The sequence below is a fragment of the Pseudomonas sp. GW822-FHT02E03 genome (genome assembly GCF_058802325.1).
In genome coordinates, this window is record NZ_JBXAOA010000003.1 from 139,237 (window position 1) to 151,354 (window position 12,118).

The window sequence follows — 12,118 nt, forward strand, 5'->3', positions numbered from 1 at the left end:
AGTTCTACGTAGGCGCCGCTGATCTCTTGGATGAAATGCAACACCTGTGGGAGCGGGCTTGCCCGCGATGAGGCCAGTACATTCAACATCAACCGTTGACTGACAGACCGCTATCGCGAGCAAGCCCGCTCCCACAAGGTTCTGCGTTTTCATCACAGCCGCAGGTCATTCTGTCCAGCATTGCTACTGGAGGCGCGTAACTTTGGCATATGATGCCGGGCCTTCGCCTTCCCTCGGTCTGGCCAGGAGTAGAGATGCAGCTCAAACACAAAATCGTCGCGCTCGGGATTCTGCCGCTGGTGTTGGCGATCGCGGTCATCTGCGCACTGGTGATTTCCCTGAACCGTCAACTGGGTGATCAACAGGCGCAACTGATCGAAGACAGCATTCTGGCCAGCAAGCGCGCAGAGCTGAAAAACTACGTCGAAATGGCCCAGAGCCTGATCGCGCCGCTGTACGACAACGGTCGGGGTGACGCGCGCGCGCAGCAACAAGTGCTCGAAGAACTGCGCAAGCTCAGCTTTGGCATCAACGGCTACTTCTTCGTCTACGACCGCGAAGGCCGCAGTCTGATGCACGCGCGCCAGTCAGAGCTTGTAGGCAAATACCTGTGGGACATGACTGACCCTCACGGTTTGCCGGTGATCCAGGCGTTGCTCAAAAGTGCGCAATCGGGCGAAGGTTTTCAACGTTACGCCTGGAACAAACCCTCTTCCGGCCAAGTGACCGACAAGCTCGCTTACGTGGTGATGCTGGACCGTTGGGGCTGGATGCTCGGCACCGGCATCTACCTTGAAGACGTCGAACGCGCCACCCAACAAGCACGTGCCGAGGTGGCTCAGGGTATCCGCAAAACCATGCTGGCGATTGCCGCGGTGGCCCTTGTGGCAGTGTTGTTTGTCTTCGCCAGCGGCATGACGCTGAACGTCAGCGAACATCGCCTGGCCGACAAGAAACTCCAGCGCCTGACTCAACGCATCGTCAGCTTGCAGGAAGAAGAGCGGTCGCGGGTTTCCCGAGAGCTGCACGACGGCATCAGTCAGCTACTGGTGTCGATCAAGTTTCAGTTCGAACTGGCCAGCCATGTGCTGGAGAACGGACAAGACAAGGGGTTGAGCATTTTAAGAGACGCCACGCAGCGCCTCGGGGAAGCGATTGGTGAAGTTCGCAGCCTGTCTCACGACCTGCGTTCGTCGCTGCTCGACACCCTTGGCCTGCCGGCGGCAATCGGTCAACTCGCCGCAGAATTCGAGCAGCGCAGCGGTCTGGTCGTGATTTTCAACGATAACGAATTCGACTGTCATCTGGTCGATGGCGCCGCCGTCTCGTTGTTTCGCATCGTGCAAGAAGGCCTGACCAATATCGAACGCCACGCACAAGCAAAAAACGTCATCATTACCCTACACGGTTCTGAAAAGGCCGTACGTTTGACAGTGGTCGATGACGGTATCGGTTTCAACGTCGCCCAAGTTGAACGTCGTCACGCGGGCATTGGCCTGCGCAACATCCGTGAGCGTGTCGAGCATTTTGGCGGTCGATTCGACCTGACCTCGACGCCGGGAAGAAGTGAGCTGGACGTGCTGCTGCCGATGAAACTGCCCGGTACAGAACGCTGACTCAGCCCATAACAATTAGAGTGAATGCCTGCGATGAACCTGCCCTACCCGATCCGCGTCGCCCTGGTTGACGATCACTCCCTGGTCCGCGACGGAATCAAATCGCTGCTGGGGGTCATGACGCAGCTGGAAGTGGTGGGAGAAGCCGAGAATGGCGCCGATGCCATTGAAATGGTCGGGCGCTGCCAGCCGGATCTGTTGCTGGTCGACATCAGCCTGAAGGACATCAATGGCCTTGAGCTGACGCGGTTGTTACGCAGCCAATACCCGTCGCTCAAGGTGTTGGTGCTGAGCATGTACGACAACTATGAATACGTGAGTGAATCCGTTCGCTCGGGTGCCAGCGGCTATGTGCTGAAGAATGCGCCTTCACGGGAAATCATTGCGGCAATCGAAGCCATTGTCAGCGGCGGGACGTTCTACAGTGCCGAGATCGCACAGCGGCTCATTGCCGATAAAAGTAGCGACAACGAGCTGACTCCGCGCGAAAGCCAGGTGCTGTACAAGATGGCTCAGGGGCTGAACAACAAGGAAATGGCTCGCGAACTGGACATCAGTGTGCGGACTGTAGAAACTCATCGCCTGAGCATCCGTCGCAAGCTCAACATCGACAAACCCGCCGCCCTTGTAAAGTACGCGATCGATCATGGGATCATTTCGCGCTAGAGGCGATTCACACCGCGCTCGTATTAACGACACGTGCCGTGCGAATAAACAACGCGCGTACCTTGTCCCAGAAATTCCCCCCCAGCACGAAAATGCTGCCGATCAACATGGCATCGCCCAGCGCCTGGAGCTGCCAGATATTGGGTCTCAGCCCCGGCCAGATAGTATCTATGTAAGGTTCGAGAAATCCCGAGATCAGTGGCAGGCAAAACATCACGAGGCCAATTCTATGGCGAGCCGGGCCTACTTCCACGTCTGCCGGTGCAAGTGTGGAGACGTAACCGAACATACTGCGCTTGAGTTGCTGAAAGCCGGATTTGCCCATGATCGCAATGACGAGAATCAACAGAACTTTGTTGCTGATAAACAAAACGCCTGTCAGTGCTGCGATCTTTGAGCCGGGCACATCCACTGCCGCAGCGAGAGGCACCAGCAGCCAGGAGCCTAGCATCAAACAAATAATCGCGATGCCCAGTTTGAAGCGCCAACCAGCGGAACTAGGTGCATTATCATCCTGAGGGTTGCTCATGGTCTTCTTAACCTTCATTTTTTGGCCTGGATTAATGGATCTTCAGAAGCGTAGCAGTTAGTCGATCCCAGATCATTCAACATGACCTTGTATTTGTCGCAGCTGTACTAACCTAAGCGAACCAGTAACCAACGCCATTTCAATATCAGGTATGTTCGGATGACGTTTTCCCAAGATCTACTATCAGTGCACCGATGCTGACGCGCTCTAGCCCATTGCTTCTGCTGCTCGTCCTTGGCCTTGGCGGTTGCGTCCGTCTGGGGCCGGATTTTCAGCCCCCCGGCGAAGCCTGGACAAAACTCTGGAGCAGCCCCGCGCTGGAGCAAGCCAGCCAACGAAGCCTGAACCCCGACATTCGCCAGTGGTGGCAGGTGTTCGCCGACCCGGTCCTCGACGCGCTGATCGCCGAATCGGATGCGCACAATTCCAACCTGAAAATTGCCGGCCTTCGCGTCATGGAAGCCCGCGCCCGGTTGGGTATTGCGCAAAGCGGGCGTTATCCGCAACTGCAACAGGCCAGCGCCGACAGCCTGTACTTCAACCGCAAGCAGTCCGGCGGCAATAACCCGCAAGACAGCCACTTCTGGCAACACAGCGCGGGCTTTGATGTCGGCTGGGAACTGGACTTCTGGGGGCGTTTCAGTCGAGCCATCGAGTCCTCCGATGCCAGTTACTTCGCGGCTCAGGCCAACTATGAAGACGTCCTGGTACTGCTGCGTGCTCAGGTGGCCGATACCTACTTTTCGTTGCGCACCACCGAGGCGCGATTGCGCGTCGCTCGAGAAAACGCCGAGCAGCAAAAGCGCAACTTTGAGATCACCGAAAAACTGTTCAACAGTGGCCAGAGCGCCGAACTCGACGTGCAACAAGCCAAGACCCAATACCTGGGCACCTTGAGCAGCATTCCGGATTTTGAGGCGCAAGTAGTGCGCACCCGTAACGCGCTGGCTGTGCTGATCGGACAGCCCCCCAGCGCCCTGCCCCAATTGCTTGAACACGAGGGACTGATCCCGCTGGTGGACCGAGCCGTGCTGCAAGACGTGCCGGCCAACCTGTTGTTGCGTCGACCGGACGTGCGCGCTGCCGAACTCAATGTCGCGGCCCAGTCGGCTCTGATCGGTGTCGCGCAAACCGACTTCTATCCGTCGCTGACCTTGCTGGGCAGCATCGTCTGGACCACCGATACGTTGAGCGGCACCTCCAACAGCCTGGACCTGATCGGCGGTCCCAGTTTGCGCTGGAACCTGTTTGACCACGGCCAGATCAGCAACAATGTGCGTATACAGGATGCGCGGTTGCAGCAGCTGATTGAGGTTTATCGCGAGAAAGTCCGCCAGGCCGCACGAGAGGCCGATGATGCTGCCAGCAGCTTGATCAAATCGCTGGAACGCGAGCGCATTCTGGGTGAGGCACAGGTCGCCGCCGCGCGTTCGTTGAGCCTGGCCAACACCCAATACCGGGAAGGTTACTCGGACTTCCAGCGCGTGCTGGACGCTCAACGCGCATTGCTCGAACAGCAGGACAATTACCTGCTCAGCCGCAGTAATGCCGTGAGCAACCTGATCGCTCTGTACAAAGCCCTTGGCGGTGGGTGGTACAGCGCCCAGCCGACAGTCGATCAAAACACTCGCCAGCAAATGGAACAACGTACCGACTGGGGCAACCTGCTGAATGAGCCGGCCCCTTCGCAAGCATCCTATCCCGAGCCAGAAGGTTAAAGCCGATGACTGAACCCTCGCCGCCCGTCACTGAGGCGCCCTCCCCCAAGGCATCCGAGCCTGCCGCCGATCCTGCAAAAAAGGGCATCAAATGGGTATTGCTGCTGATCGTCCTGAGCCTGGCCTGGTACTTGTTGGCTGACCGTTTCACACCGTATACGCAACAGGCTCGGGTGGGCGCCTTTGTCATTCCGGTGGCCTCCGAAGTGGCCGGCCGGGTGATCCGTGTGGATGTGCGCAACAACCAGGACGTCAAGGCGGGCGATGTGCTGTTTGAAGTGGACCAGCAGCCCTATCAAATAGCCGTCGACCGCGCACGTGCAGACCTTGAGTCCACACGCCGCCAGATCGGCGCCAGCACCGCTGGCATTGCTTCGGCTCAAGCCAATTTGCGCGCAGCCCAGGCCAATGAACTCAAGGCGCGGCAGGACAATCAGCGTCTTGAAGGTTTGTACCGCGAAGATCCCGGCACCATTTCCGTGCGCTTGCTTGAAGTCTCTCGGGCCAACCGTGAACAGGCTGTCAGCCAGGTCGCCGCAGCCCATGCCGAGGTCCAGCGAGCACGGGAACAGGAAGGCGGCAGCGAGGAAGACAACGCGCTGTTGCGCAGCGCCGCCACGGCGTTGTCAAAAGCCGAACTGGACTTGTCCAACACGCAGATACGCGCACGGTCGGCGGGGCTGATCACCGATCTGCGCACCGATGTCGGACAGTTCGCCACTGCCGGCAGCCCGGTCATGACCCTGATTGCCATCCACGATGTGTGGATCAGCGCGGACATGACCGAAAACAACCTCGGCCTGGTCGAGGTCGGCACCCCTGTTTCGATCGTTCTGGATGCCATGCCGGGGAAGGTTTTCGAGGGTCGTGTGCGCAGTGTCGGCTACGGTGTCAGCGTCGGTCAGAGCACTGCGCCCGGCAGCCTTCCCAGTGTGCAGAACAGCCGCGACTGGCTGCGTCCGGCCCAGCGTTTTCCAGTGATTATCGAGTTTTCCGAGGACTCAAGGAAAACGCTGTTCGCCAGCCGCGCCATCCGTGCCGGTGGGCAGGCTGAAGTGATGGCATTCCCGACTCAAGACAACCCGTTGAACCTGCTCGGTCGTTTGTTCGTGGGACTCATGAGCTGGCTGAGCTATGCCTACTAAGGGCGTGCCTACCCAGCGCACGCCCCGGGTTCAGCGTGCGTTGCGTATGGGCACAGGCACCGCATTGTGCCTGGCGGCCAGCTTCGGCCTGGGCTTGCCGATCCCTTTTCTCGCGCCGGTGCTGGCCGTGTTGCTGTTGGCTTCCCTCAATCGGCCGCTGCCATTGAAGGCTGGATTGATTCTCGCTCTGGCTGCGATGTTAACCACCGGCGTCGGCCTGTTGTTGATTCCGATCCTGCGTTACTACCCGATTACCGGCGTGCTGCTGATTGGCGTCAGTATGTTCCTGGCGTTTGGTTTTGGCCTGCGTGGCGGCAACGCCTTGATCATGACCTTCATGATCATTGGCCTGACGATGATTTCTTCGGCCGGCGTCGCCGAGTTCGATCTGGCGATGATGGTCATCGGTGCCCTGGTCAAGGGGTTGATCCTCGCCGTTCTCGTTGTGGGGATTAGTCACTGGCTGTTTCCCGACCCCGCCAATGCGCCGTCCCCACCCGCCGCCAGCGCTTTGCCGGAGCAAGAAGTGGGCAGAGTTGCACTGCGTGCGACCCTGATTGTCATACCGGCATTCCTGTTGGCCCTGATCGACCCGGCGAGCTATCTGCCGATCATTTTGAAAGCGGTCAGTCTTGGTCAACAGAGTTCGACGACAACGACGCGCAACGCTGCTCATGAATTGCTCGGTTCGACCTTCATGGGCGGGCTGTTGGCTGTTGGGTTCTGGTGCGCGCTCAGCCTGTTTGTGCACTTGTGGATGTTCTTTCTGTGGATGCTGCTGTTCGGCTTGCTGTTGGCGCGCAAGCTCTATGCCCTGAGCCCGACCCGACAAACCCCGGGGTTCTGGCTCAACAGTCTGGTCACGCTGATTATCCTGCTGGGTCAGTCGGTTCAGGACAGCCTCGCCGGGAAAGACGTCTATACCGCCTTCGCCGTGCGCATGGGATTGTTTATCGCCCTCACGCTCTATGCCTGCCTGATGGTTTATCTACTCGATCAGCGGCGGCGTAATCCAGGCGTCAGCCAACCCGATCACTGACGCTCATGGCGTTACCTGATAACCCCGCCCTTGCAGGCAGCCGTGATAGTGCTGTTTCACATCGGCCTCGACCGGCTCGTAAAACTCGTCATGTTGACGTCCAAGTACCTGCGTAGCATCCACCGCAGCACCCTCCGAGGCTGGCGGACTAGAGGTGCTCTGGCTGGCCGTGACGTTGCTGCAATCGTTGATGTCCAGCTGGATTTGTTGCGAACTCTGCCCGTTCAAGGGCACGACCGCTTCTGCCTGAACCGGCGTATAGACCATCGACATGACGGCACACAGGCTGAAAGACGATAACCGACTCATGATGATCTCCGACACGGTCCACTGTGTTTGCGAGCCAGTGTTTGGCTGGGAAGTTCCTGGAACAACGCTCGATAACTGCTGGAAAATCGTCCCAAATGCCAGAACGACCAATTCATCGCCACTTGCGCGACCGTCGTTTCCCCGGCCGTTCGCCTGAGCAATTCGCGGCGCGCGCTGTTGAGCCGACGCAAGCGCAACCAATGCGTGGGAGTCATTGCGGTATACGCCTTGAACGCATGCTGCAACTGACGCAGCGAAACCCCGGCCACCTGAGACAGCTCAAGCAAATTGAGGGTTTCTTCCGGTGTATCGGCGGCCCATTCGGCGACGCGTTTCATGATCGTTCGCTCCTCCGCCCGGCGCTGCAAACCTGCGCGGTCCAGGCACACACAGGCGTTATCGAGGATGTACAAACAGTCCTCCAACAGTTGCTGGGTCAACGCCTCTTTGCTCGGCGGATCCAGCGTCTGCGTCAGCCGCGTCAACGTCCCGCTCAACCAGCGGCTGAACAGTGCGTTCTGACCTGAATTGAGCGGCGACATGAACAAGCCTTCAAGTCGCGCCACGTCCAGGCCATGGCGCTGAACAAATTCCGGACCGAACACCACGGCGATTTCCTGGTAGTTCTCCGGGGTGATCCAGATGTTGCGGCTTTCACCGTTCAGCACGTACAGCGAGTTGTCATTGCGATCGAAACAGAATGCCAGCGCGCCTTCGGGGGCACTGAAATTCTGCTCGACCCGGGTGTTCATCTGCTCCTCGTAAATCTCGACGCCTTGCAAATCCAGATAGCGCACCCGCCCGGCGAAATGCCCCGGGGACATTTGCTGATAGTGCTGCACCCAACCCGGTGTGGCGCGGATTTGCTCGGCCACGTCGGCGGTGTTGAACGCTTGAACCTGTAATGGATTGCACGCTGTCATGGGACGCCTTACGCACTCTTTTGGTGCGCTTTGTGCTTGTTTAAAGTGGATAGATGGAACGCCAAGGCTCACCCAAGATAGTCGTCAACGCGCCACAGGGGAAGTGTTCGGTGGATGAAGCCGCGTCCCTCCCCGGCGTTAATCAAACCAATAATGAGGTTTTTATGAATGCCCCTTTCGATCAGCTGTTCACGTGGCTGAAAGATCACAAGATTACCGAGGTCGAGTGTGTGGTCAGCGACTTGACCGGCATCGCTCGCGGCAAGATTGCACCCACCAACAAATTCCTGCATGAGCGAGGCATGCGCCTGCCGGAAAGTGTGCTGCTGCAAACGGTAACCGGGGACTTTGTTGACGACGACATCTACTACGACCTGCTCGACCCGGCCGACATCGACATGGTCTGCAAGCCCGTCGCCGATGCGGTTTACGTCATTCCATGGGCCATCGAACCCACCGCCATCGTGATCCATGACACGTTCGACAAGTTCGGCAATCCCATCGAACTGTCGCCGCGCAACGTACTGAAAAAAGTCCTGCAGCTCTACACCGACAAAGGCTGGAAGCCGATTGTCGCGCCAGAAATGGAGTTCTACCTGACCCAGCGCTGCGAAGACCCGGACTTGCCGCTCAAAGCGCCACTGGGACGCTCCGGCCGTGCGGAAAGCGGTCGTCAGTCGTTTTCCATCGACGCCGCCAACGAGTTCGATCCACTGTTTGAAGACGTTTATGACTGGTGTGAACTCCAGGGCCTGGACCTCGACACGCTGATCCACGAAGACGGCCCGGCGCAGATGGAAATCAATTTCCGTCACGGCGACGCGCTGGATCTGGCGGACCAGATTACCGTGTTCAAACGCACCCTGCGCGAAGCGGCACTCAAGCACAACGTCACCGCGACCTTCATGGCCAAACCGATCGGCGACGAGCCCGGCAGTGCCATGCACCTGCACCAGAGCGTGGTGGACATTGCCACCGGCCAGCCGATTTTCGCCGATGCCGACGGGCAGATGAGCGAACTGTTCCTGCACCATATCGGCGGCTTGCAAAAATACATTCCCAAAGTGCTGCCGATGTTTGCGCCCAACGTCAATTCGTTCCGCCGCTTCCTGCCCGACACCTCGGCGCCGGTCAACGTTGAATGGGGCGAAGAGAACCGCACCGTTGGCCTGCGCGTACCGACCTCCAGCCCCGACGCCATGCGCGTGGAAAACCGCTTGCCGGGCGCCGATGCCAACCCTTACCTCGCGATTGCCGCGAGCCTTTTGTGCGGTTATCTGGGCATGGTCGAAAAGGTCGAGCCGAGCGCCGCGGTGCAGGGCCGTGCCTACGAGCGACGCAATCTGCGCCTGCCGATCACCATCGAGGACGCACTGACACGCATGGAAGAGTGCGAAACCATCGAGCGTTATCTGGGCAGCAAATTCGTGCGCGGTTACGTCGCGGTCAAGCGGGCCGAACACGAAAACTTCAAGCGCGTGATCAGCTCCTGGGAGCGCGAGTTCCTGCTGCTCAGCGTCTGATCCTGATCGTTCCCATGCTCCGCGTGGGAACGCAGCCCGGGACGCTCTGCGTCCCAGAAGCGGACGCGGAGCGTCCGTCGAGGCATTCCCACGCAGAGCGTGGGAACGATCATCAAGAAACGCCTGAACAAATCCAATAACTCTAAGAGGTGTCGATATGCGTCTACTGAAATCCGTGGTTCCGGCCTCGCTGGCCTTGCTCTTCAGCGTAACTGCACACGCTCAATCAAGTGTGAGCGTCTACAACTGGACCGATTACATCGGTGAGACCACCCTCGCCGACTTCCAGGCAAAAACCGGGACCAAAGTGATCTACGACGTATTCGATTCCAACGAAACCCTGGAGGGTAAACTGCTCGCCGGCCGTACGGGTTATGACGTGGTGGTGCCCTCCAACCATTTCCTCGCACGCCAGGTGAAGGCCGGCGCGTTCCTCAAACTGGATCGCTCGCAACTGCCCAACTGGAAAAACCTCGACCCGAAGCTATTGGCCCTACTGGAAAAAAGCGATCCGGGTAACGAACATTCGGTGCCGTACCTGTGGGGTACCAACGGCATTGGTTACAACGTCGACAAAGTCAAGCAAGTGCTGGGCATCGATCGCATCGATTCCTGGGCGGTGTTTTTCGAGCCAGAGAACCTGAAGAAGCTCAGTCAGTGCGGCGTGTCGATGATGGATTCGGCCGATGAAGTGTTCCCGGCGGTCCTGAACTACATGGGTATGGATCCACGCAGCGAAAACCCCGAGGACTTTAAAAAGGCCGAAGCCAAACTGCTGACCATCCGGCCTTACATCACCTATTTCCATTCGTCCAAATACGTGTCGGACCTGGCCAATGGCGACATTTGCGTTGCGTTCGGCTATTCGGGCGATGTGTTCCAGGCGGCGAACCGTGCCAAGGAAGCGAAGAACGGCGTGAACATCGCCTACGCGATCCCCAAGGAAGGCAGTAACCTCTGGTTCGACCTGTTGGCGATTCCTGCCGACGCCAGCAACCCGAAAGAGGCCCACTCGTTCGTCAACAACCTGCTGGATCCGCAGGTAATCGCCAAGGTCAGCGCCTCGGTGGGTTACGCCAATCCAAACCCGGCGGCCAAGCAATACATGGACCCGGAGCTGGTCAATAATCCAGAGGTCTATCCTCCTCAGGAAGTGCTCGACAAGCTCTACATTTCCACCACCCCGCCCCAGCCGATCATGCGTCTGATGACCCGCTCCTGGAGCAAAGTGAAGTCCAACCAATGAATCAGTACGACAACGAACACGCTCATTCCTATTACGCCGCGTCGGCCAACAGCTTGGCGCCCTACCCCGTGCTGGCTTCCGACCTCACGGCCGATGTCTGCGTGGTGGGCGGCGGCTTTACCGGGGTTAACACCGCGATCGAACTGGCGCAGCGCGGGCTCTCGGTGATTCTGCTGGAAGGCCGGCGGATCGGCTGGGGCGCCAGTGGGCGTAATGGCGGGCAGTTGATCCGCGGCATCGGCCATGACGTCAGCGGTTTCGCCCGATATGTCGGTCAGGACGGCGTGCGCTATTTGGAGCGTGCCGGCATCGAATCGGTGGAACTGGTGGGCAATCGCATCCGTGAGCATGGGATCGATTGCGACCTGCGCTGGGGCTTTTGCGAGCTGGCCAACACCCCGGCGCAGTACGAGGCGTTCAAGGCGGAACTGCAAAACCTTGCCGAACTGGGTTACAGCCATGAAACCCGACTCGTCGGCCCCGAACAGATCCGCCAGCAAGTGGTGGGCTCCGATGTTTATGCCGGCGGCCTGATCGACATGGGGTCGGGTCATTTGCATCCGCTGAATCTGGTGCTTGGCGAAGCGCGCGTTGCCGAATCCCTCGGGGTGCGAATATTCGAACAAAGCCCGGTGCTGGAGTTGATCCATGGCAGCACCGTTCAGATTCGCTGCGCGGGCGGCACGGTGCGCGCCGGTAGTCTGGTGCTGGCCTGCAACGCGCACCTGGAAGAACTCGAACCACACCTGAGCGGCAAGGTGCTACCGGCAGGCAGTTACATCATCGCCACCGAGCCTTTGGCACCTGAGGTTGCCGCACAATTGATCCCGCAGAACCTGGCACTGTGCGACCAGAAAGTCGGCCTCGATTACTACCGGCTCTCGGCGGATCGACGCTTGTTGTTCGGCGGTGCCTGTCATTATTCCGGGCGCGATCCGGGGGATATCGGCGCTTATATGCGGCCAAAAATGCTCAAGGTCTTCCCGCAATTGGCTGATGTGCGCATCGACTATCAATGGGGCGGCATGATCGGCATCACCGCCAACCGCTTTCCCCAGGCCGGACGCTTGAGCCAGTACCCGAACGTGTTCTACGCCCAGGGTTACTCCGGTCATGGCCTGAACGTGACCCATTGGTGCGCACGGTTGCTGGCCGAAGCGATTCATGCCGGGCACAGCAAGGGGCTCGACGTTTTCAGCGCCGTCCCGCACATGACCTTCCCCGGTGGAAAAGCCCTGCGCTCACCGCTGCTGGCCCTCGGCATGTTCTGGTATCGCCTGCGCGAATTGCTCGGCTGAAGGGGGTGCCATCGTGGGTACTGGTTTACTCGCGAGGGCGACATGTCAGCCACTTATTGGTTGAGTGTCAGGCCGTCTTCGCGAGCAAGCCCGCTCCCACAATTGA

Annotated in this window: 11 protein-coding genes; 8 read left to right on the forward strand and 3 right to left on the reverse strand. The window is 58.9% G+C overall.

Annotated features, from left to right (window positions below):
* Nucleotides 1-254: 254 nt before the first annotated feature.
* On the forward strand, nucleotides 255-1,616 hold the full coding sequence (locus tag AC1RQB_RS03705) for a cache domain-containing protein (protein WP_063343625.1): 1,362 nt from the start codon (nucleotides 255-257) through the stop codon (nucleotides 1,614-1,616).
* A 33-nt stretch (nucleotides 1,617-1,649) separates the two neighbouring features.
* The gene (locus AC1RQB_RS03710) at nucleotides 1,650-2,282 is read left to right on the forward strand and encodes a response regulator (RefSeq protein ID WP_008072339.1); all 633 of its coding nucleotides are present in this window, start codon (nucleotides 1,650-1,652) and stop codon (nucleotides 2,280-2,282) included.
* Nucleotides 2,283-2,289: 7 nt separating this feature from the next.
* Here the strand turns inward: AC1RQB_RS03710 and AC1RQB_RS03715 are convergent, their stop codons facing one another.
* The gene (locus tag AC1RQB_RS03715; protein ID WP_032830465.1) at nucleotides 2,290-2,811 is read right to left on the reverse strand and encodes a transporter suffix domain-containing protein; all 522 of its coding nucleotides are present in this window, start codon (nucleotides 2,809-2,811) and stop codon (nucleotides 2,290-2,292) included.
* 194 nt (nucleotides 2,812-3,005) lie between these two features.
* Here AC1RQB_RS03715 and AC1RQB_RS03720 point away from each other — a divergent pair, with 194 nt between their 5' ends.
* Genes AC1RQB_RS03720 through AC1RQB_RS03730 form a run of 3 tightly spaced genes read left to right on the forward strand, consistent with a single transcriptional unit; the run spans nucleotide 3,006 to nucleotide 6,713 of the window.
* The gene (locus tag AC1RQB_RS03720; RefSeq protein WP_207267310.1) at nucleotides 3,006-4,529 is read left to right on the forward strand and encodes an efflux transporter outer membrane subunit; all 1,524 of its coding nucleotides are present in this window, start codon (nucleotides 3,006-3,008) and stop codon (nucleotides 4,527-4,529) included.
* A gap of 5 nt (nucleotides 4,530-4,534) precedes the next feature.
* On the forward strand, nucleotides 4,535-5,674 hold the full coding sequence (locus AC1RQB_RS03725; protein ID WP_008072343.1) for an HlyD family secretion protein: 1,140 nt from the start codon (nucleotides 4,535-4,537) through the stop codon (nucleotides 5,672-5,674).
* Complete coding sequence (locus AC1RQB_RS03730) at nucleotides 5,664-6,713, forward strand: DUF2955 domain-containing protein (RefSeq protein WP_063343624.1); 1,050 nt, start codon at nucleotides 5,664-5,666, stop codon at nucleotides 6,711-6,713. The genes AC1RQB_RS03725 and AC1RQB_RS03730 overlap by 11 nt, the downstream gene beginning before the upstream one ends.
* Nucleotides 6,714-6,716: 3 nt before the next feature.
* On the opposite strand, the gene AC1RQB_RS03735 is transcribed toward AC1RQB_RS03730, so the two are convergent.
* Nucleotides 6,717-7,022: a hypothetical protein gene (locus AC1RQB_RS03735; RefSeq protein ID WP_063343623.1), complete on the reverse strand. Its 306-nt coding sequence runs from the start codon at nucleotides 7,020-7,022 to the stop codon at nucleotides 6,717-6,719.
* Nucleotides 7,019-7,945 carry a helix-turn-helix domain-containing protein gene (locus AC1RQB_RS03740; protein ID WP_063343622.1) on the reverse strand — a complete coding sequence of 309 codons (927 nt, stop codon included), beginning with the start codon at nucleotides 7,943-7,945 and terminating at the stop codon, nucleotides 7,019-7,021. Before AC1RQB_RS03740 ends, AC1RQB_RS03735 begins: the two co-directional genes overlap by 4 nt.
* A gap of 164 nt (nucleotides 7,946-8,109) precedes the next feature.
* On the opposite strand from AC1RQB_RS03740, the gene AC1RQB_RS03745 reads away from it, so the two are divergent.
* From AC1RQB_RS03745 to AC1RQB_RS03755, 3 genes are all read left to right on the forward strand, one after another.
* The gene (locus AC1RQB_RS03745; RefSeq protein WP_007900282.1) at nucleotides 8,110-9,468 is read left to right on the forward strand and encodes a glutamine synthetase family protein; all 1,359 of its coding nucleotides are present in this window, start codon (nucleotides 8,110-8,112) and stop codon (nucleotides 9,466-9,468) included.
* A gap of 157 nt (nucleotides 9,469-9,625) precedes the next feature.
* Nucleotides 9,626-10,714, forward strand: a complete 1,089-nt coding sequence (locus tag AC1RQB_RS03750) for a polyamine ABC transporter substrate-binding protein (RefSeq protein WP_063343621.1) — start codon at nucleotides 9,626-9,628, stop codon at nucleotides 10,712-10,714.
* A complete protein-coding gene (locus AC1RQB_RS03755) occupies nucleotides 10,711-12,012 on the forward strand; it encodes an NAD(P)/FAD-dependent oxidoreductase (protein ID WP_063343620.1) in 1,302 nt (433 codons plus the stop codon). Before AC1RQB_RS03750 ends, AC1RQB_RS03755 begins: the two co-directional genes overlap by 4 nt.
* The last annotated feature ends 106 nt before the right edge of the window (nucleotides 12,013-12,118 follow it).